Annotated in this window: 19 protein-coding genes; 16 read left to right on the top strand and 3 right to left on the bottom strand. The window is 66.4% G+C overall.

Annotated elements, in window-relative coordinates; genetic code table 11:
* Positions 1-83 precede the first annotated feature (83 nt).
* The 10 genes from ASD94_RS03530 to ASD94_RS03485 all read left to right on the top strand — a co-directional run bounded on the left by ASD94_RS03530 (position 84) and on the right by ASD94_RS03485 (position 9,065).
* Positions 84-887, top strand: coding sequence for a sulfite exporter TauE/SafE family protein (locus tag ASD94_RS03530; RefSeq protein WP_056638701.1), 804 nt, complete (start codon positions 84-86; stop codon positions 885-887).
* A 10-nt stretch (positions 888-897) separates the two neighbouring features.
* Positions 898-2,736 (top strand): nitrite/sulfite reductase, encoded by a 1,839-nt coding sequence (locus tag ASD94_RS03525; RefSeq protein ID WP_056638698.1) that lies wholly within the window; start codon positions 898-900, stop codon positions 2,734-2,736.
* A gap of 13 nt (positions 2,737-2,749) precedes the next feature.
* The gene (locus tag ASD94_RS03520) at positions 2,750-3,130 is read left to right on the top strand and encodes a DUF934 domain-containing protein (RefSeq protein WP_056638695.1); all 381 of its coding nucleotides are present in this window, start codon (positions 2,750-2,752) and stop codon (positions 3,128-3,130) included.
* Positions 3,130-3,780: a phosphoadenosine phosphosulfate reductase family protein gene (locus tag ASD94_RS03515; protein ID WP_369818022.1), complete on the top strand. Its 651-nt coding sequence runs from the start codon at positions 3,130-3,132 to the stop codon at positions 3,778-3,780. The genes ASD94_RS03520 and ASD94_RS03515 overlap by 1 nt, the downstream gene beginning before the upstream one ends.
* A 19-nt stretch (positions 3,781-3,799) precedes the next feature.
* Positions 3,800-4,765 (top strand): sulfate adenylyltransferase subunit CysD, encoded by a 966-nt coding sequence (gene cysD, locus ASD94_RS03510; protein WP_056638688.1) that lies wholly within the window; start codon positions 3,800-3,802, stop codon positions 4,763-4,765.
* Positions 4,765-6,141 (top strand): sulfate adenylyltransferase subunit 1, encoded by a 1,377-nt coding sequence (locus ASD94_RS03505; protein ID WP_056638686.1) that lies wholly within the window; start codon positions 4,765-4,767, stop codon positions 6,139-6,141. Before cysD ends, ASD94_RS03505 begins: the two co-directional genes overlap by 1 nt.
* A 114-nt stretch (positions 6,142-6,255) precedes the next feature.
* A complete protein-coding gene (gene fdxA / locus ASD94_RS03500) occupies positions 6,256-6,585 on the top strand; it encodes a ferredoxin FdxA (RefSeq protein ID WP_056638683.1) in 330 nt (109 codons plus the stop codon).
* 46 nt (positions 6,586-6,631) lie between these two features.
* Positions 6,632-7,684: an NAD(P)/FAD-dependent oxidoreductase gene (locus ASD94_RS03495; protein ID WP_056638801.1), complete on the top strand. Its 1,053-nt coding sequence runs from the start codon at positions 6,632-6,634 to the stop codon at positions 7,682-7,684.
* Between the two features lie 124 nt (positions 7,685-7,808).
* On the top strand, positions 7,809-8,168 hold the full coding sequence (locus ASD94_RS03490; RefSeq protein ID WP_056638681.1) for a nuclear transport factor 2 family protein: 360 nt from the start codon (positions 7,809-7,811) through the stop codon (positions 8,166-8,168).
* Between the two features lie 15 nt (positions 8,169-8,183).
* Entirely contained in the window at positions 8,184-9,065 is an 882-nt protein-coding gene (locus ASD94_RS03485) for a helix-turn-helix domain-containing protein (protein ID WP_056638678.1), read from the top strand.
* Here the strand turns inward: ASD94_RS03485 and ASD94_RS03480 are convergent.
* Entirely contained in the window at positions 9,032-10,090 is a 1,059-nt protein-coding gene (locus ASD94_RS03480) for an NAD(P)H-binding protein (protein WP_056638674.1), read from the bottom strand. The two genes, ASD94_RS03485 and ASD94_RS03480, sit on opposite strands and share 34 nt — an antisense overlap.
* A 107-nt stretch (positions 10,091-10,197) precedes the next feature.
* Here ASD94_RS03480 and ASD94_RS03475 point away from each other — a divergent pair, with 107 nt between their 5' ends.
* Both ASD94_RS03475 and ASD94_RS03470 read left to right on the top strand, forming a co-directional pair.
* Positions 10,198-10,908, top strand: a complete 711-nt coding sequence (locus ASD94_RS03475) for a TetR/AcrR family transcriptional regulator (protein ID WP_082576733.1) — start codon at positions 10,198-10,200, stop codon at positions 10,906-10,908.
* Positions 10,909-11,382: 474 nt separating this feature from the next.
* Complete coding sequence (locus ASD94_RS03470; protein WP_056638669.1) at positions 11,383-12,669, top strand: cytosine permease; 1,287 nt, start codon at positions 11,383-11,385, stop codon at positions 12,667-12,669.
* Positions 12,670-12,747: 78 nt separating this feature from the next.
* Here ASD94_RS03470 and thiD read toward each other — a convergent pair whose 3' ends face one another.
* Positions 12,748-13,599: a bifunctional hydroxymethylpyrimidine kinase/phosphomethylpyrimidine kinase gene (gene thiD / locus ASD94_RS03465; RefSeq protein ID WP_056638666.1), complete on the bottom strand. Its 852-nt coding sequence runs from the start codon at positions 13,597-13,599 to the stop codon at positions 12,748-12,750.
* A gap of 276 nt (positions 13,600-13,875) precedes the next feature.
* Here thiD and ASD94_RS03460 point away from each other — a divergent pair, with 276 nt between their 5' ends.
* Genes ASD94_RS03460 through ASD94_RS03445 form a run of 4 tightly spaced genes read left to right on the top strand, consistent with a single transcriptional unit; the run spans position 13,876 to position 16,923 of the window.
* Positions 13,876-15,009 (top strand): FAD-dependent oxidoreductase, encoded by a 1,134-nt coding sequence (locus tag ASD94_RS03460; RefSeq protein WP_056638662.1) that lies wholly within the window; start codon positions 13,876-13,878, stop codon positions 15,007-15,009.
* Positions 15,006-15,203: a sulfur carrier protein ThiS gene (gene thiS, locus ASD94_RS03455; protein ID WP_056638659.1), complete on the top strand. Its 198-nt coding sequence runs from the start codon at positions 15,006-15,008 to the stop codon at positions 15,201-15,203. Before ASD94_RS03460 ends, thiS begins: the two co-directional genes overlap by 4 nt.
* A 21-nt stretch (positions 15,204-15,224) precedes the next feature.
* The gene (locus ASD94_RS03450; protein WP_056638656.1) at positions 15,225-16,034 is read left to right on the top strand and encodes a thiazole synthase; all 810 of its coding nucleotides are present in this window, start codon (positions 15,225-15,227) and stop codon (positions 16,032-16,034) included.
* The gene (locus ASD94_RS03445) at positions 16,027-16,923 is read left to right on the top strand and encodes a thiamine phosphate synthase (protein WP_056638654.1); all 897 of its coding nucleotides are present in this window, start codon (positions 16,027-16,029) and stop codon (positions 16,921-16,923) included. The genes ASD94_RS03450 and ASD94_RS03445 overlap by 8 nt, the downstream gene beginning before the upstream one ends.
* Positions 16,924-17,033: 110 nt before the next feature.
* Here the strand turns inward: ASD94_RS03445 and ASD94_RS03440 are convergent, their stop codons facing one another.
* Positions 17,034-19,160: a hypothetical protein gene (locus ASD94_RS03440; protein WP_235510554.1), complete on the bottom strand. Its 2,127-nt coding sequence runs from the start codon at positions 19,158-19,160 to the stop codon at positions 17,034-17,036.
* Positions 19,161-19,278: the final 118 nt, after the last annotated feature.

Genomic DNA, 19,278 nt, shown 5'->3' with positions numbered 1-19,278 from the left:
GCACTGCCTTATATCCATATTTGCATATTAGAAGCACAAAACAATAGTTTGCATCCATAAGCAAGCCATCTACATTCGCCGGCATGCATGAATTGGCGTTTGTCTTTGCGGGATTTGCAGTGGGTCTGATCGTCGGACTCACTGGCGTGGGCGGTGGCTCGCTGATGACGCCCATCCTCATCTTCTTCTTTGGCATCAAGCCCCACATGGCCGTGGGCACCGACCTGCTGTTTGCCGCCTTTACCAAGATGGGCGGCACCGTGAGCCTCGCGCGCCAGCGCCTGGTGCCCTGGAAGGTGGTGGGCCAGCTGTGCGCCGGCAGCATTCCGGCCGCGCTGCTGGCGTTGTGGGCCCTCCAGGTGATGGGCCCAGCCAGCGGCACCGCGCAGGCCATCATGACCACCACGCTGGGTTTTGCCCTGCTGCTCACGGCAGCGGCAACGCTCTACAAAGTCATTGCTTTCTCCGCCCAACGCCAGGCGGCTGAGGCAGCAGCCCGCAAGAACCACGTGGGCGACCCCGCCCGCCCGCGCCACTGGAGCCTGCCGGTTCTGCTGGGCGCGGTGATCGGCACGCTGGTCACCTTCACCTCAGTGGGCGCAGGCGCCATTGGCGTGACGGTGCTGCTGCTGGTGTACCCCATGCTGCCGCTACCGCGCATCATTGGCGCAGACATTGCCTACGCCGTTCCATTGACCCTGGTGGCCGGGCTGGGACACGCATCGCTGGGCTCGGTGGACTGGTCTTTGCTTGCACAATTGCTGGCTGGCTCGCTGCCGGGCATCTGGCTGGGCTCGCGCCTCGTCACCCGCACGCCCGAGCGCCTCATTCGCTCTGCCCTTTCCCTGCTGCTCGCCTGGGCGGGCTTCAAACTGATTCTGATCTGAGTGCTCCACGATGTACCAATACACCGACTTTGACCGCCAATTCATCCGCCTGCGCGCCGAGCAGTTCCGCGACCAGCTCGAACGCTGGCAAGCGGGCAAGCTGACTGAGGAGCAGTTCCGCCCCCTGCGCCTGCAAAACGGCTGGTATGTGCAACGTTACGCGCCCATGCTGCGCGTGGCCGTGCCGTACGGCGAGCTGTCAAGCACCCAGCTGCGCGTGCTGGCCCGCGTGGCCCGCGAATACGACCAGCCCGAGCCCGCCCTGCTGGCCGAGGCCCAGGCTACGCAAGAAAAGCTGGGCGAGATCCCGCTGGCCGACGGCCGCCGTATTGGCACCAAGCTGAAGTACGGCTACGGCCACTTCACCACACGCACCAACGTGCAGTACAACTGGATTCCGCTGTCCAAGGCCGCGGACGTGATGGACCTGCTGGCCACCGTGCAACTGCACGGCATCCAGACCAGCGGCAACTGCATCCGCAACATCAACAGCGACGCGCTGGCCGGCATTGCCGCCGACGAGATTGCCGACCCCCGGCCGTTTTGCGAAATCCTGCGCCAATGGAGCACGCTGCACCCCGAGTTTTCGTTCCTGCCCCGCAAGTTCAAGATCTCGATCAACGGTGCGCGCGAAGACCGCGCCGCCCTGGGCTGGTACGACGTGGGCCTGCAGCTCGTCAAGAACGACGCGGGCGAACTCGGCTTCAAGGTGCGCGTGGGCGGCGGCATGGGCCGCACGCCCACCATCAGCCCGGTGCTGCGCGAGTTCCTGCCATGGAACCAGCTCATGAACTACCTGGAAGCCGTGATCCGCGTGTACAACCGCTACGGCCGCCGCGATAACAGCTGGAAGGCGCGCATCAAGATTTTGGTGAAGGCCGAGGGCCAGAGCTACATCGACCAGGTGAATGAAGAGTTCCGCCAGATCGTCGAGGACGAAGGCGGCCCGCACACCATCACCCAGGCCGAATACGACCGCGTGGCCGCGAACTTCCGCGAGCCCGACCTCGACCTCTCGCCCGCCAACGCCGAAGCCGAAACCCTGGAACTGCTACGCACCGCCGCCAGCGACGACCGCGACTTTGGCCGCTGGCTCACCAGCAACGTGCTGCCGCACCGCCACCCGCAGCTGCGCGCGGTGATGCTGTCGTTCAAGCGCCTGGGCTATGCGCCCGGCGACGCCACGGCCGAGCAGATGGAGGCCGCCGCCGAGCTGGCCGACCGCTTCTCGGGGGGTGAATCGCGCGTGACGCACGAACAAAACCTGCTGCTGCCCTGGGTGCGCCGCGACCAGCTGCCCGCGCTGTACCAGGCCGCCAAGGCGCTGGGCCTGGCCAAGCCCAACATCGGCCTGCTGACCGACATGATCGCCTGCCCCGGCGGTGACTTCTGCTCGCTGGCCAATGCCCGTTCGCTGCCCATTGCCGAGGCCATCACCGAGCGCTACCAGGACCTGGACGAGCTGTGGGACCTGGGCGAGATCGACCTGCACATCAGCGGCTGCATCAACAGCTGCGGCCACCACCACAGCGGCCACATCGGCATCCTGGGCGTGGACAAAGACGGCAAGGAGTGGTACCAGATCACGCTGGGCGGGGCCGATGGCTCCGACCTGTCGGGCCCCGCCACGCCGGGCAAGATCATCGGCCCCTCGTTCAGCGCCTCCGAAGTGCCGGGCGTGATCGAAGCCCTGCTGGCCGTCTACCGTGCAGAGCGCCTGCTGCTGGCCGGCGACGCCGAAGGACCGCGCCACGAGAACTTTATCGACACGGTGCGCCGTGTCGGTCTCGACCCCTTCAAGGCCGCCGCCAATGCCGCGCGCCACCCTGCTGAAACCGAAGCCGCCTGAGGCATCGCACACTATGAAAATAATAGCTGCTCACGAGCACCACACTGACGTTGCCGGCCAGAAGATCATTGAACTGCCCAACGACACCAACCCTTTCGAACTGGACCTGGCGGGCGTGGACCGCATTGACCTGCAGTTTCCCAAGTTCACCGACGGCCGGGCCTTCAGCCAGGCACGCCTGCTGCGCGGTCGCCTGAAGTTTGCGGGCGAGCTGCGTGCCACGGGTGACGTACTGATCGACCAGCTGGTGCAGATGGCCCGCTGCGGCTTTGACGTAGCGGTGCTGCGCGAGGGCGTGGATATGGCCGACGCCCAGCGCCAGTTTGACCGCTTCAAGGCCTTCTATCAGGGCGACGTGACGCACCCGCTGCCCCACTTCCGCGAGGCCGCCTGATGAACATGAGAGACACCACCCACGCCATGAGCCAGCTTGACCTCGCCGCCATCAACGCCGACCTGGGCCGCAATGCCCCCGCCCTGGTCGAATGGGCTCTGGGCCTGGGCCAGACCAGCATCGTCACCACCAACTTCCGCCCGTTCGAGGCTGTGATCCTGCACCTCGTCACGCAGGTGAAGCCCGATGTGCCGGTGGTGTGGATGGACAACGGCTACAACACCGAAGCCACCTACCGCTTTGCCGACGAGGTGACGAAGCAGCTGGGTTTGAACCTGCAGATCTACCTGCCCCTGCGCTCGCGCGCCCACCGTGAAGCCGTGGACGGCCCCACGCCCGCACTGGACGACCCGCGCCACGCCGCTTTCACCGAAGAGGTGAAGCTCGAACCCTTTGCCCGCGCCCTGCGCGAGACCGCGCCGCAAGTTTGGTTCACCGCCCTGCGCGCCACCGACACCGCCGTGCGCGCACAGATGGACCCGGTGAGCATCAACCCCGATGGCCTGATCAAGGTCGCACCGCTACTGCACTGGTCGTCCAAAGACCTGCACGAATACTGCGTGAAGCACGGACTGCCCAACAACTTCGACTACGTGGACCCCACCAAGGGCGAAGACAACCGCGAGTGCGGCCTGCACCTTGCGCATTGAACCCACCGCAGATCCGACCATGAATGCCCGCACCGACTCAGCGCTGCTTGAGAAAACCAACAACATGAGCTACCACCTCAACAACTCGCACCTCGACGCGCTGGAAGAAGAAACCATCTTCATCCTGCGCGAAGTCGCCGCCGCCTTCGAGCGCCCCGCACTGCTGTTTTCGGGCGGCAAGGACTCGCTGGTCATGCTCAAGTGCGCTGAAAAGGCCTTTGGCACCAAGGCCAGCGGCGGCGGCATTCCGTACCCTTTGCTCATGATCGATACGGGCCACAACTTCCCCGAAGTGACGGACTTCCGCGACTTCCGCGCCAAGGAACTGGGCGCCGAACTCATCGTGCGCAACGTCGAAGATTCGATGGCGCGCGGCACCGTGCGCCTGGCCCACCCCGGCGAGTCGCGCAACGTGCACCAGTCGGTCACGCTGCTCGAAGCGATTGAAGAATTCCGCTTTGACGCGCTGATCGGCGGCGCCCGCCGCGACGAAGAAAAGGCCCGCGCCAAAGAGCGCATCTTCAGCCACCGCGACAGCTTTGGCCAATGGCAGCCCAAGGCCCAGCGCCCTGAGCTGTGGACACTGTTCAACACCCGCCTGCAGCCCGGCGAACACTTCCGCGTGTTCCCCATCAGCAACTGGACCGAGCTGGACGTGTGGCAGTACATCGACCGCGAGCAGATCGGCCTGCCCAGCATCTACTACACGCACAAGCGCCAAGTGGTGGACAAGAAGGGCCTCTTGATGCCCGTGACCGAGCTGACCCCCGCGCGTGAAGGCGATGTGGTGGAAACGCGCGACGTGCGCTTCCGCACCGTGGGCGACATCACCTGCACCGCCCCCGTGGAAAGCACCGCCGCCACCCCGGCCGAGATCGTCATCGAGACCCTGGCCGCCGACGTGAGCGAGCGCGGCGCAACGCGCATGGACGACAAGACATCGGATGCTTCGATGGAGAAGCGCAAGAAGGACGGGTATTTCTGATGAACGCTATCAATTCAATAGCATCCAGCGCAAACAACACTAGCGCTACCAGCCAAAACGACCATATTTCCGCCCTCAAGTTCATCACTTGTGGTTCCGTCGATGACGGCAAGAGCACGCTGATCGGCCGCCTGCTGGTGGACAGCAAGGCCGTGCTGCAAGACCACCTGGCCGGCGTGCAGCGCCAAGGCGAGACCGACCTGGCCCTGCTGACCGACGGCCTCTCCGCCGAGCGCGAGCAAGGCATCACCATCGACGTCGCCTACCGCTACTTCGCCACTGAAGAGCGCAAGTTCATCATCGGCGATGCGCCCGGCCACGAGCAGTACACCCGCAACATGGTCACCGCCGCATCCAGCGCCGACGCCGCCGTGGTGCTGGTCGATGCCACCAAGCTCGACTGGACCAACCCCGCACTCGCCTTGCTGCCGCAAACGCGTCGCCACAGCCTGCTGGCCCATCTGCTGCGCGTGCATTCGCTGGTGTTTGCCGTGAACAAGCTCGACGCGGTGGAAAACCCCGCGCTCGCCTGGAAGCACATCCAGGGCGCGCTGCAGGCCTTCGCCCAGGCAGCGGGCATCAGCGTGCGCGCCACGGTGCCCGTCTCGGCCTTGAAGGGCTGGAACGTGGTCGATGCCCATGCGGGCTGGTGCGGCTACAACGGCCCCACGCTGCTGCAAGTGCTCGAAGAACTGCCCAACACCCCTGCAGACACGGCGCTGCCCCTGGCATTCCCGGTGCAGTGGGTCGAGAAATCCTCGTCCTCCTCCTCCGACACCTCCCAGGGCCGCCGCGTGTTCTGGGGCCGGGTGGCCGCAGGCAGCTTTGCCCCCGGCGCCGCCGTGCAGATCTTTCCGAGCGGCCAGCTGGCTACGGTGGCGCAAGTGCTGGACCACGCCCGCCGCCCGCAGGACGTGCCCGCAGGCACCAGCGCCGGCATCATCCTGGACCGCGAGGTGGATGTCTCGCGTGGCGACTGGATTCTGGCGGCGCCCACGGCAGCGGCCGCCCCTGCCGCCGATGACGACTTCGGTGACACCCCCGCAGCAACGCCTGCCTGGCCCGCCAGCCGCGAGCTCTCCACCACCATCGCCTGGATGGACGACGAGCCCCTGGTTGCAGGCCGTGTGTACTGGGCCCTGCACGGTCACCGCTGGGTCAAGGCCAAGGTGAAGGCCGTGGTGCACAAGCTGAACATCAACACGCTGGCCGAGGAAGCAGCCGCGCAGCTCGACCCCAATGCGATCGGCCATGTCCAGCTCGTGCTGCAAGAGGCGATTCCGGCGGCTGCGTTCAGCCAGGCCCGCGTGCTGGGGTCGCTGATCCTGGTGGACACCGCCAGCCACAAAACCGCCGGTGCCGTGCTGGTGAACTGATCCCCATCAACCCCTGAACGCCCTGACACCCCTCCTGTAAGAGGGGCCCTCTCCCCCAAGGCCGATGAAAGCCCCTAAAATTGAGGGTTTTCACCGACCCACACAACTCCTGTCATGACCCACGTCGTTTCCGAAAACTGCATCAAGTGCAAGTACACCGATTGTGTGGACGTGTGCCCCGTGGACTGCTTCCGCGAAGGCCCGAACATGCTCGTCATCGATCCCGATGAGTGCATCGATTGCGCCGTCTGCATCCCCGAGTGCCCGGCCAACGCCATCTTTGCCGAAGAAGACCTGCCGGCCGACCAGCTCGCCTTCATCAAGCTCAACGCCGACCTGGCTTTTGCTGACGGCTGGAAGAGCATCACCAAGCGCAAGCCTGCGCTGCCTGACGCCGACGAGTGGAACGGCAAGCCGGGCAAAGTCAACGAGCTGATCAAGTAAACCCTCGCGCGCCCCGCTGGTGACCCAGACTGTGCAAGTGCCCGCTGTGGTGGAAGCCGACGCCGTCGTCATCGGCGCGGGTCCCGTGGGCCTGTTCCAGGTCTTCCAGCTGGGCCTGCAGGGCATCACCGCCCAACTGATCGACGCCCTGCCCCATGCGGGCGGCCAGTGTGTCGAGCTGTATGGCGACAAGCCCATCTATGACATCCCGGGCATCCCGGTGTGCACCGGGCGCGAGCTGGCCGACCTGCTGCTGCGGCAGATCGCACCGTTCAAGACCCAGTGGCATCTCAACACGCTGGTGTCCGCCCTCACCGTACAAGCCGATGGGCGCTTGCGGGTCGAAACCTCGCAAGGTGCGCAGCTGCTGGCACGCACTGTATTCATTGCAGCAGGGGTGGGCGCCTTTGTGCCCCGCACGCTCAAGGTGGACGGCATCGAGCGGTTTGTGGGCACGCAGCTGCACTACCAGCGCCTGCCCGTCAGCGTGGATGCGACGGGTCGCCACGTCGTAGTGCATGGTGGCGACGAGCCTGCCGTGGCGCGCGTCGTGGAGCTGGCCGAACAGGGCCAGGCCGCCCGCGTCAGCCTGCTGCACCGGCGAGACGTGTTCCAGGCGCCCGATGCCCTGCTGCAGCGCCTGCAGCACTTGCGCGATGCGGGGCGCATCCATGTTGAGGCTGCGCAGATCACTGGCATCGAAGCCTCTGGAGAACAACTGAGCGCGTTGCAGGTAGTGGATACCGATGGCAGCACCCGCACCCTTGGGCTCGACCTGCTGGTGGCCGTGCTCGGCATCTCGCCCCGCCTGGGCCCCATTGCCGACTGGGGCCTGGCCATGGACCGCAAGCAGCTGGTGGTGGACACCGAGTCCTTTCGCACCAGCGTACCCGGCATCTACGCTGTAGGTGACATCAACACCTACCCTGGCAAACGCAAGCTCATCCTGTGCGGCTTTCACGAAGCCACGCTGGCCGCCTTTGGCGCGGCCGAGGCCATCAAGGGCGACAAGGTGGCGCTGCAATACACCACCACCAGCCCGCGGCTGCACCAGTTGCTGGGCGTGGCGCCGGCATCGACACCTTCCGCCAGCGCATAGTCCCGGGCGGATCAGGGCACCGTCGCCCAGCCAGAACGGCGCGCTGACAAATAAGCACAAAATGTCCAAAAGGCGCGCAAGCGCCCGGCACGATGGCGTCTCCATCCCCCTTCAGGAGCACACCATGAGCCAACACCCTCTTCAATCCATCTGGGACACCTACACCGCGTCGTGGAGGACCGACTCGGCCGCCGAGCGCGATGCCCTGTTCGCCCAGTCGCTGGACCCCGCCTGCACCTACAACGACCCGCTGGCCAAGGCCCAGGGCTGGGCGCAGCTGACGGCCTACATGGACGACTTTCACCGCCAGGTACCGGGGGGCCACTTTGTGACCCACTACTTTGCCAGCCACAACCAGCAAAGCCTTGCCAAATGGAACATGGTGAATGGCAGCGGGCAGGTGATCGGCGAGGGCGTGAGCTACGGCCGCTACAGCGATGACAACCGCCTGGTCTCCATGACCGGCTTTTTTGACACTCCCTGATCCACAGGCCCGCCCGTGCTGCATCTGCAACAACTCCAGGAGGGCATCGACTACATCGAAGCCCGTCTTGAATCCGACATCGATCTGGCCGACGTGGCACGGGCTGCAGGCCTGAGCCAATGGCACTTTCAGCGCATCTTCAAGGCCCTGACCAACGAGACCCTGAAGACCTACATCCGCTCGCGCCGGTTCGCCAACGCGCTGGAGCAACTGGCCAGCACGCGGCTGAGCGTGCTCGACATTGCGCTGGCCGCCGGCTACGAAACCCAGGAGAGCTTCACCCGGGCGTTCAAGGACTGCTTTCGGCTGACGCCGTCGCAGTACCGCCGCATGGGCAATCGCTCACTCTTCGTGCGCAAGGTCCGTCTGGACGAGAGCTACCTGGAGCACCTTCGCCACAACGTCTCGCTGGCACCGACGATCGAGGTGCGCCCCACCATGCGCGTAGTGGGCCTGCCCACCGACTACTACGGCATCGACTCCGAAAAGAACAACCTGGGCCAGAAGCTGCCGCCCCTGTGGGGCCAGTTCCTGCCGCGCCTGAATGAGATTACGAACGCAGTGCCCGGCGTCTGCTACGGCGTCGTGTTGCCCGCCGGGCCGCGCACCGAACAATTGCGCTACCTGGCGTGCACCGAGGTCCAGGGCGCTGGCGACCTGCCCGCGGGCATGGCCACGATGGAGATCCCTGCGTCGACTTACGCGCGATTCACCCACCGTGGTGAGGCCAGAAACGTGGACGCGACGGTGAACTACATCTACGGCAGCTGGATGGTGTCCGGGGGCCGGTCGCACACGCTCGGGCCGGACCTGGAAATCTACGATTCGCGGTACCACCCGACCTCGGCGCAGTCGGTCATGCACTATGCAGTGCCTGTGCACGCATCAGCCGGCTGACGCCAGGCGGCGTCCGCGCCCCACCACTGCAGCGCGGCCGCGTCGTGCAGCGACTGCAGTACGTCCACAGCATCCACCGCCTGCGCCAGGGCCAGCGCACCGCTGCGTTGAAAAGCTGGGTCGATGAGCCGCTGCGCCACCTCGATCACGATGGGCGCCGTCACCGCGTAGATATCCTGACCGCGCACACAGGTCGTGCGGGCCGTACCGTTCTGCTCGACCTGCACCACCATCTCGAACTGCTGGGCCGAGCGGCCGGAGCCGTCCGCTGCGACGGGCGGTGGGGTGGCCGCATCGCGTATGTCCTGCAATGCAGACCGGTTGAGCAGCGAGCGGATGTTGTGTACAGGCAGGTGGTGGGCCAGCGTGATGACCTCGCTGAAAGGGATCTCCACCATGGCCTGGCGGCCCAGTGGCCCGCTAAAGCGCCAGTCAGGCACCTGCGGCGACGGCACCAGCGGTGCCAGGTGCCCCTCCTTCACCACCATCCGGGGTGCGGTGTTGCGCTCGCCCGTGCGCCGTGTGCCGACGGTGGGCCACCAGTGATCCAGTCCGATGGCCACGGTGATCGCGTCAATGGGGCCGGGCGCCGCCACGCTGCTGGCCAGCAGGTCGGCCAGGCCGCCGTAGAAGGCAGCGGCCGGAATCGCCACGCGACCTGCCGCCTGCGCGGGGGCGTCCAGGTCGGCCAGCGTGGCCTGTGCACTGCCCTGCTCGGCCGTCACATCGAGGTAGTGGCAGCCCCCCCGCAGGGCCGCGGCGCCCACCGGGGCCGCGGTGTCCAGAAAGGGCCCGGCGCAATTGATGACCACCGAGCAGCCGGCAAAGGCCCGGTCCAGGCTGGACGGATCGGCGATATCCGCCACGCGCCACTCGACGCCCGAGGGCAGACTGTCGTCGAGCTTGCGGGCATCGCGGCCCACGGCCACGACAACCAGGCCGCGCCGCAGTGCCTCCTGGACGACGAACCGGCCGGTGTGACCGGCGGCTCCGAAAATAGCGATGGCTGCACGGGTGGGGTTCATGGCAAATCCTCGAAGTAGAAAAAGGGAAACAACAGAAATGCGATCAACAAACGATACAGACCTGTCTGTTCTTACAATATTACAGACAGGTCTGTATCATTGTCAATATGTCCTCCGCCACTTTTGCCCCATTGCCCCCTGGCGACCGCTCCGCCGGGGCCGACACTGGGCCAGCCTCCGTCGCGCCCACCACCCGCCCCAACTCCGCCCTTCCTGCGCGTTCGCGGCGCGCCGCTACGGCGGCGGGTGAAGTGGGCGACGTACGCGCCCGCATCCTGGACACGGCGTCGCGCCTCTTCTACGAACGCGGCGTGCGCGCCGTGGGGGTGGACCTGGTGGTGCTGGAAGCCGCCGTGGCCAAGACCAGCCTGTACCGCTATTTCCCCACCAAGGACGACCTCATCGTGGCGTTTCTGGAGCGGGAAGACGTCGACTTCTGGGCCACGTGGGATGGGGTAGCCGCACAGTTCCGCGAAGACCCGGCGGGCGAGCTGGATGCGCACATGGTCTGGATCGGCGAGCGCCTGGCCCGCTCCAACTACCGGGGCTGCCCGCAGATCAATGTGGCGGCAGAATTTGCCGAGCAGGATCACCCCGCCCGTCTGGTCTCGCAACGGCACATGCAGGCGCTGCGCCAGCGGCTGCGTGCCATCGCCGTTCGGCTGGATGCGGCCGACCCGGACCGGCTTGCCGCCCAACTGGCGGTGCTGGTCAACGGTGCCTTCGTGAGCGCTGGGCTGCTGAGCGCAGAAGAAGGCACGGGCGTGTTGCGCGCCGCGCTGAAGGCCTTGCTGGCAAGCGCGCAAGCCAAGGGCTGACCTGGTCATCACGGCGGGGAATCCGCCTTGCTGCCCACGGGCTCGCGCTTCAAGACCGCAGTGTCCGCAACGGGCCGGCCCACCCGCAGGTCCCCGACCAACATGCGCGAGCGCAACCCACCCCCAGCGACAGCAGTCCGACGTGACAGCATCCTATTGGCCCTGCCCCGCCGAGGCCCTGCTGGCTCCGCCTGTCCCGCCACGGATGCAACCAAGCGTTTCCGCGTGGCACAATCGCGCCGCTGCCCTCGGGCGGCACGCTAGGGGTGTCCCGCCGTGTGCGGGGCTGAGATCACACCCTTTGAACCTGTTGCACACCGGCCGTAAGAACGTCTGACGGCGGTGTGCGTGAGATCATCCTCGCGCAGGGAAGCCAAGTCCGCCGACGCCACGCCCCGCAACGCTAATCGCTGCCGCCGGGTGCCAGCCGCCCGGGCCGCCCCTGCTCTGTATGCCTGTCTACGGAGCCCTCCGATGCCTGTCCACACCACCGCGCCCGCTGCCGCCACCAACGAAGCGCTGGCCCCTGTCTCATCCGACCGCCGCGTCTTCCAGTGGCACGACCACGCCTCGCTCTGGTTCAGTCTGGGCGTGGGCCTGCTGGTGATGCAGGTGGGTGCCTACCTGATGCCTGCACTGGGCACCAAAGAGGCACTGATTGCCATCATCGCCGGCTCCATCGTGGGCGCAGGTCTTCTGGGCTGGGTCGCCAAGCTGGGTTGCGACAGCGGCCTGGCCAGCGCAGGCCTGATGCACGCCGTGTATGGCCGCACGTTTGCCAGCCTGCCCATCATCCTGAACATCGTGCAGCTGGTGGGCTGGGGCACGTTCGAGCTGGTGGTGATGCGCGATGCCACCGTGGCCATCGGCCAGCAGTCGGGCGCCATGGCCGGTGCCCACTGGCAGGTAGCGGCCACGCTGCTATGGGGCGGCGTGGTGATGCTGCTCATCAGCGGGTCGATGGTGCAGCTGGTGCGCAAGCTGATTGCGCGCATTGCGCTGCCGCTGGTGGTGCTGTCGCTGCTGTGGCTGTCGTGGCAGTTTTTGTCGCTGGCACAAGCGCAAGGCCTTGAAGCGCTGTGGACGCGCAAGGGCGAAGGCGGCATGGGCGTGTTGCCCGCACTCGACTTGGTGATCGCCATGCCCATCTCGTGGCTGCCGCTGGTGGCCGACTACGCACGCCATGGCAAGAACGGGGGCTCTGCGCTGCGCGGCACCTGGCTGGGCTATGCGCTGGCCAACATCTGGTGCTACAGCCTGGGTGTGCTGGTGGCGCTGACTTTGCCCAGCCAGGACCTGGTGCAGGCGCTGCTGCTGGCCCAGGGCGGGCTGATTGCGCTGTCGCTGATCCTGATCGACGAAGTGGACAACGCCTATGGCGACGCGTACTCGGGCGCGGTGTCGGCCCACAGCCTGCTGCCGCGCTGGGGCGTGCGTGGCTGGGGCCTGCTGGTGGCTGCGTTGTGCACGGCGCTGGCGCTGGTGCTGCCCATGCACAGCCTGGAACCATTTCTGCTGCTGCTCAGCTCGGTGTTTGTGCCACTGTTTGGCGTGATCCTGGGGCGCCTGGCGTTTGGCGCCCAGGCCACCGCCCTGCTGGCGACGGCGCGCAAGGTCCACGGCGTGCCCGTTGCGATTTGGCTGGCGGGCATCGCGGTGTACCACCTGGCCCCCAAGGTGCTGCCTGATGCGGGCTCCGCCCTGCCCGCGTTGGCGTTCAGCTTTGTGCTCGCCTGGGCGACAAGGCCCAAGGCACGCTGAATCGCCAAACACTATCAAAAGAGGAGCGCTCAGCGCATGATTGCCTAGCGCTTGAGCCTCAAAACACCAAAAATCGCTCTACGGCGCCTGAAACACCCGCTGCGCCACCGGCGCGTAGCCGTGGTTGAGGGGGCCGTGGCCTTGCCCGGTGGTGACATCCGCCCCGGCAGCAATGGCCCCAAGGATGTAGGCGCGCGCCTGCTCCACGGCCTGCTGCAGCGGCAGGCCCAACGCCAAATGGGCAGCAATTGCGGACGACAAGGTGCACCCCGTGCCATGTCCGTTGCGGGTGGCAATGCGTTGCGACTGCAACCGGTGCCCCTGGGCCCCGCCTTGAACGCTCAGTACATCCACCACCCAGTCGCCGGGCAAGTGCCCTCCCTTGACCAAGGCGGCGCGGGCGCCCAGTCGCAGCAGGTCCTGCGCCGCCACCTCCAACGCCTCCACGCCCTCGATGCTGCGCCCCAGCAGCCATCCGGCCTCGTCCAGGTTGGGCGTGACCACCTCGGCCAGCGGGAACAGTTCCTTGACCAAGACCGCCACCGTCTCCTGGGCGATCAGCCGGTCGCCGCTGGTAGCCACCATCACGGGGTCCAGCACCACGTGCGGCAGCCGATAAGTCCGAATGGCGTCGGCCACCACGTGCACCACGTCGGGTGAGTGCAGCATGCCGATCTTGACGGCGTCCACGCCAATGTCCTGCACCACGGCGTCGATCTGGGCCTTGAGCATCTCGGGCGGAATGCCGTGGATACCCGTCACCCCACAGGTGTTCTGGGCTGTGATGGCGGTGATGGCGGTCATGCCGTAGCAACCGAGCGCACTGAAGGTCTTGAGATCGGCCTGGATGCCCGCGCCGCCGCCGCTGTCAGATCCGGCAATGGAGAGCACGCGTGCGTAGCGGCGGCCCGTCGAGGGCAAGGGGGTCATCGATGAAATCATGGCAAAAATTATGGCCTATGCGCCAGGTCAAAACGGCACGTCAGGGGGATGTGCTGTAATTCATTTTCCGGACGAAACAGGGGTGTCCCGCCATATGGTGTGCGACTGAGAAATACCCTGGGGCCCGCGCAGAACCTGCGCACTGCGGCACACGCAGCAGCCCCGCTACCCGATCCAGGTCATGCTGGCGTGGGGAGTTTCCACCAACGGTGCCCCCGTTTTGTCCATGGCTGCATGCCACTACACGGACACACCGACGGAGCTATGTCACTTCAACCTTCTTCCTTTGTCATTCTGGGCGCGGGCCTGATGGGCCGTTTGCTGGCCGTGGAACTGGCGCGCCAGGGACACCGTGTGGACATCTACGACGCGGGCAGCCCTGCGGCCGAAAATTCGGCGGCCACCGTGGCAGCAGCCATGCTGGCCCCTCTGGCCGAATCGGCCATCACCGAACCCGGTGTGGTGCGCATGGGGCACCATGGCCTGACCCGCTGGCCCGAGCTGCTGGGCGCCCTTGCCCAGCCCGTGTTTTTTCAGCAGGCAGGCACGCTGATCGTGTGGCACCGCCAGGACGCGGCAGAAGCCCAGCGGTTCACGCGCCAGCTGGAGAGCAACCAGCGCACCGTGCCCGAGCTCCCCGCACTCAAGACCCTCGACAGCCATGCCCTCGCGCAAGCCGAGCCCTCGCTGGCCCACCGCTTTGCGCAAGGCCTGTACCTGCCCGGCGAAGGCCAGCTCGACAACCGCCAGCTCCTGGCGGCGCTGGTGGTGGAGATGGAGCGGCTGGCCGTGCGCACGCACTGGCACACGCCCCAGTCGCCCGAAGCCTTCACCACCGGCGCGCCGGGCCAGCCTGACTGGGTGCTCGACTGCCGGGGCCTGGGCGCCAAGGCCCAGTGGAGCGCCTTGCGCGGTGTGCGCGGCGAAGTGGCACGCATTCACGCGCCCGACGTCACCCTGCAACGTCCCACACGGCTGGTGCACCCCCGCTACCCCATGTACATCGCCCCCAAGCAGGACCATGTATTTGTGATTGGTGCCACCGAGATCGAGTCTGACGACCGGTCCCCCGCCAGCGTGCGCTCCACCCTGGAACTGCTGAGCGCCGCCTATGCGGTGCACCCCGGCTTTGCCGAGGGCCGCATTCTGGAGCTGGCCACCCAGTGCCGCCCCACGCTGCCCGACAACCTGCCGGCCATCCGCCTGACGCGCCCAGGCGTGCTGGAGATCAATGGCCTGTACCGACATGGCTTCATGATCGCGCCCGCCATGATGGACGTGACCCTGGAGGTGCTGAACACGGGACAATCGGCGTTGTCCGAACGTTTTGACCTCCGGGTGGAACTGGAGCCCACCGCCCCAGCCCCGACCGGAGCCTCAGCCCCCGCATTTGCATGAACATTTCGATCAACCAAGTCCCGCACGAACTGCCTGAGGGCGCCACCGTGGCCGATGCCGTGGCCGCGATAGAGGCGCGCCCCCCATTTGCCGTGGCGGTAAACACCACCTTTGTGCCCAACACCCGCTACGCCGCGCACCCCCTGCAACCCGGTGATCGCGTGGAGATCATCTCCCCGGTGACGGGCGGTTGAGCCCCTCTTTTTCCCTTCGCCATGACACAGTCTTCAAGCCCTGACGCCCTGGTCCTGTACGGCCAGACCTTCCACAGCCGCCTGTTGCTGGGCACTTCCCGCTACCCCTCGCCTGCGGTGCTGGAAGCCTCGGTGCAGCGCGCACGGCCCGCCATGGTCACGGCCTCGCTGCGCCGCCAGGGCAGCAATCCGGCCGAAAGCGGCAGCAGCTTCTGGGAGTTGCTGCGCAAGCTCAATGTGCCCGTGCTGCCCAACACCGCTGGCTGCCACAGCGTGCAGGAGGCCATCACCACCGCACAGATGGCGCGCGAAGTGTTCGACACCCCCTGGATCAAGCTGGAACTGATCGGCGACGACTACACCCTGCAGCCGGACACATTGAACCTGGTGGGCGCGGCAGAGCACCTCATCAAGGAAGGCTTCCAGGTGCTGCCCTACTGCACCGAAGACCTGGTGCTGTGCCAGCGCCTGGTCGATGTGGGCTGCCAGGCCGTCATGCCCTGGGCCGCCCCCATTGGCACGGGCCGTGGTCCGGTGAACCCCTACGCACTGCAGACACTGCGTGAGCGCCTGAACGTGCCCATGCTGGTGGATGCGGGCCTGGGCCTGCCCTCGCACGCCTGCCAAGTGATGGAATGGGGCTACGACGGCGTGCTGCTGAACACGGCCGTAGCACTGGCCCAAGACCCGGTGGCCATGGCTGGCGCATTCGCCGATGCGGTGAATGCCGGGCGCGCCGCACGCCGGGCTGGTGCCATGTCGGCGCAGGACGCCGCGCAACCCAGCACGCCCGTGTTGGGCACACCGTTCTGGCACCACGCCCATGCCTGATACCGCCGCCCTGGCGCAAGCCATTCTTGCGCACCATGCAGACACCTTTGCCGGGTTCACGCCCGAGCCCGTGCCCGCCCCCACATCACAAGGCCCTACCTACCTGGCAGCGTTGCAGGCCTGCAGTGCCCTGGGTTTCATTGCCCACGACGCCGAGTGCCTGGCCCGCGCCTGGCAGGCGCGTGCACAGCGGACGGGGGTGATGGATGCAGCACATTGGCCCGATGAGCCAAGAGATTTTGGCCTGCAGCCCACGCCGCGCGTCCGCCAGTTCGCCCCCTGCCCCGAGCGCCTGGGCCTGTATGCCGTGCTGCCCGACGCTGCCTGGGTGGGTCGCATGGCTCGGGCGGGTGTCCCCACCGTGCAACTGCGCTTCAAATCCGACGACAGCGAGGCCATCGCACGTGAAGTGCGGGCCGCAGTGCAGGCAGTGCAGGACACCGGTGCGCTTCTGTTCATCAACGACCACTGGCGTACGGCTATCGACGCTGGTGCGTACGGTATCCACCTGGGCCAGGAAGACCTGGATGCACTCTCGGCGGACGAATTGCAAACGCTGCACCGCTCAGGGCTGCGCCTGGGAGTCAGCACCCACGGGTATGCCGAGATGGTGCGAGCCGATGCGGTGGGCCCCAGCTACGTCGCCATGGGCGCCGTGTTCCCTACCACCCTGAAAAAGATGGCCACCGCACCGCAGGGCGTGGGCAGGCTGGGGGTATATGCGCGGCTGATGCGCCACTACCCGCAGGTAGCCATCGGAGGAATCAGTGCCGAACAGTTCCCCCAGGTGCTGACCACCGGGGTGGGCTCGGTAGCGGTGGTGCGGGCGTTGGTCAACGCGCCCGATCCTGAATCATCGGCTGACAAGTTGATGGCGCTGATGCGCTGATGGTGTGGCGGGGAGGCCATCATCGGCGCCCCTCACTTTCACTACCAGCTAAAACCCACAACCTGGCAGCCCTGCCTGGGCTGCCGCTCGCAGCCCGGCGTTAGGCCTACCTACTTTCGATCGGCCTTCTTCATCTGCTCCAGTTCGAGGCGCAGTTCCATCAGGTCGTTCTCCATGCCAAAGCCAACGGCTTGGCCTGCTGGTGGCGGCGACGTCACGGGCACCGGTGGCAGATCGCTCAGCGTGAGGTGTGGGGGGTCTGACAGATCCAGGTCGAGCGGAATGCCGCGCGAGTCCTGGCCCACAGACGTATGGGGACCAGGGGTCGCCGCAGCAAAGGGCGCGGGCGCAGGTGCCTGCTGGGCCTTCATCGCGAAGTCAAACTCCAGACTCGCAGCCAGTGAATCCAGTGGCAAGTCGTCGTGCGGCGCCACCACTGGCGCTGGAGCCGGCGGCGCGACCAAGGCCTCGGACGGCGGTGGAAGCAGCGGTGTCGTGCGCTTGCGCGGCGGCGGAGCCCCCCGCGCGCTGGCGGGAGTAGTCTGCGCAATCGCCAGCAGGAGCAGCAAATCATCATAGGCCGCCAGATCAAACGGCTCCACAGCCTCGGCACCCGTGCGGCGGAACAGAAACTTCTCCAGCAATCCCAGTACCGCAGACGTGGACCACTCGGCCTCGATCTCGGCGAGCGCGTCGGTGTAGTGATACAGCATGCGGCCCGTGCGGTGGAAGCCCGCAAACTCCGGCACCTGGGCGTTGAACGCCTGCATGAATTGCATGCGCAATTGCGCAAATTCATCCACGCGGCTGAGCGTGTGATACAGCCGCAACAGCTCGAGGTAAGCCAGCGGTGACGTCTCGCGGTGCTGGGCAATGTGGTGCTTCAGAACCTCGATGGCCTGCTGGTGCTCACCGACAGAGACAAAAAATTCGGCCTGTTGCTGGATGTCGAACAGTTCTTCGGGGTTGACGATGTGGGGTGCCACCGCAGCGGATGGCGGGGCAAAAACGGGCTTGGCCTGCAAGGGAGCGGGGGCGCTCGCCGCAGGGCTGGTTGCCACAAAGCGCGGCTCCATCGTTGCTGTAGCCACCGTGTTGGGTGCCAAGGCGGCGGGCTCTGAGCTCACTGCCGCGGCACGGGGCTGGGTTTCAGACGGCAGCCACGTGTCACCGGGGTGGGGAGTGAGACCCAGCGCCTCTTCGTGTGCCGCCGCATCGCCACGCACACCCAAAGCCACGGAATCTCGCCAAGCCCGCACGGCCTTGTCAGAGGCACTGCGTACCCGCGACCACATCCATGCCACGCCTAACAATGCCAAGAGCAGCAGACCACCCAGCGCGTACACCAACGTCGCGGGAAAACGCTCCTGCTCCATCGACGCCAGTTGTTGCTGCAACCGGGCAGCGGCAGCGCGGTCTTGGGCCGCCTGCGAACGCAGCGCGGCGGTATCTGATTCCAGCGCTTTCAGACGCTCGCCGTCTTTCTGCAGTTCATCCGGCTGCACATTCAAAGATTTCCATACCGCCGCTGCCTGCGTGCGCGCTGCCGATGCCTCCTCGGACGGCGGCGCGGGCAGCTGGGACGTGGACCGCAACGCCACGGGGCCGTCCATCGAAGTATCCAGAGGCTCGACCACCAGACGGGAACGCACGGCGGGCGCGGTGCCGGCACCCGCTGACTTGCCAGGAGCGGCGGCTGCCACGCGCGCTGCGGGCTTCGCTGCTGCCGCAGAGCCCGTCGCACGGCTGGCTGCGGTGGAAGGCCGCGCAGCCCTCGCAGGCACAGCTACCTTGCCACTGGGTCGGGTGCCTTGCGCAATACCGGTCGCCGCTGCGGAGGCGGCAGCAGCGCCACCACCCACCGAGGGCACAGGCTGCGACTCTGTCACTGCTCCAGGGCTGGCAGCGGGAAGCCGCGAAAGGTCGACCGGGGAGGCAGAAGCAGACCGGGTCACGGTCGTTGGCAATTCCGACAGGAAGGTGTAGCCGCGTGTGGTTTTGCCGTTGCACCCTGCCGACAGGGTGACGGTGAGCACGGGCTCATCCAGCGACACCGAAGCCAGCACGCGGACCCCCGAAGGACGCCCTCGCACCTCGGGCAGGGGAATCACACGCACCTTGCTGTCGCTGATGGCGTTGTCGCCCGCCACCAGCTTGGCGGTGACACAGGAGGACGCTACATCCGTCCCCGGGTCGGGTTGCAGCTCGAACGACAGATCGACAGGAGCGCCCAACACGACCGTACCACTGCCGCTCCCCAGAGACAGCGCCGAAGCACCGGCTGCGAGCGCCCACAATCCTGGCCCAACAATGGTGTTACGGATATTCACAATTAATTTTGTTTTCGGTCTGAAG

The organism is Acidovorax sp. Root70 (genome assembly GCF_001428225.1).
GTDB lineage: Bacteria > Pseudomonadota > Gammaproteobacteria > Burkholderiales > Burkholderiaceae_C > Acidovorax.
Note: the sequence above shows the minus strand (reverse complement) of the source record. Positions and strands in the feature narration are given on the sequence as shown.

Coding starts and splice junctions, on each gene's coding strand:
- ASD94_RS03530 (WP_056638701.1), top strand. CDS start 84: ATGCATGAATTGGCGTTTGTCTTTGCGGGATTTGCAGTGGGTCTGATC.
- ASD94_RS03525 (WP_056638698.1), top strand. CDS start 898: ATGTACCAATACACCGACTTTGACCGCCAATTCATCCGCCTGCGCGCC.
- ASD94_RS03520 (WP_056638695.1), top strand. CDS start 2,750: ATGAAAATAATAGCTGCTCACGAGCACCACACTGACGTTGCCGGCCAG.
- ASD94_RS03515 (WP_369818022.1), top strand. CDS start 3,130: ATGAACATGAGAGACACCACCCACGCCATGAGCCAGCTTGACCTCGCC.
- cysD (WP_056638688.1), top strand. CDS start 3,800: ATGAATGCCCGCACCGACTCAGCGCTGCTTGAGAAAACCAACAACATG.
- ASD94_RS03505 (WP_056638686.1), top strand. CDS start 4,765: ATGAACGCTATCAATTCAATAGCATCCAGCGCAAACAACACTAGCGCT.
- fdxA (WP_056638683.1), top strand. CDS start 6,256: ATGACCCACGTCGTTTCCGAAAACTGCATCAAGTGCAAGTACACCGAT.
- ASD94_RS03490 (WP_056638681.1), top strand. CDS start 7,809: ATGAGCCAACACCCTCTTCAATCCATCTGGGACACCTACACCGCGTCG.
- ASD94_RS03480 (WP_056638674.1), bottom strand. CDS start 10,090: ATGAACCCCACCCGTGCAGCCATCGCTATTTTCGGAGCCGCCGGTCAC.
- ASD94_RS03475 (WP_082576733.1), top strand. CDS start 10,198: ATGTCCTCCGCCACTTTTGCCCCATTGCCCCCTGGCGACCGCTCCGCC.
- ASD94_RS03470 (WP_056638669.1), top strand. CDS start 11,383: ATGCCTGTCCACACCACCGCGCCCGCTGCCGCCACCAACGAAGCGCTG.
- thiD (WP_056638666.1), bottom strand. CDS start 13,599: ATGACCCCCTTGCCCTCGACGGGCCGCCGCTACGCACGCGTGCTCTCC.
- ASD94_RS03460 (WP_056638662.1), top strand. CDS start 13,876: ATGTCACTTCAACCTTCTTCCTTTGTCATTCTGGGCGCGGGCCTGATG.
- thiS (WP_056638659.1), top strand. CDS start 15,006: ATGAACATTTCGATCAACCAAGTCCCGCACGAACTGCCTGAGGGCGCC.
- ASD94_RS03450 (WP_056638656.1), top strand. CDS start 15,225: ATGACACAGTCTTCAAGCCCTGACGCCCTGGTCCTGTACGGCCAGACC.
- ASD94_RS03445 (WP_056638654.1), top strand. CDS start 16,027: ATGCCTGATACCGCCGCCCTGGCGCAAGCCATTCTTGCGCACCATGCA.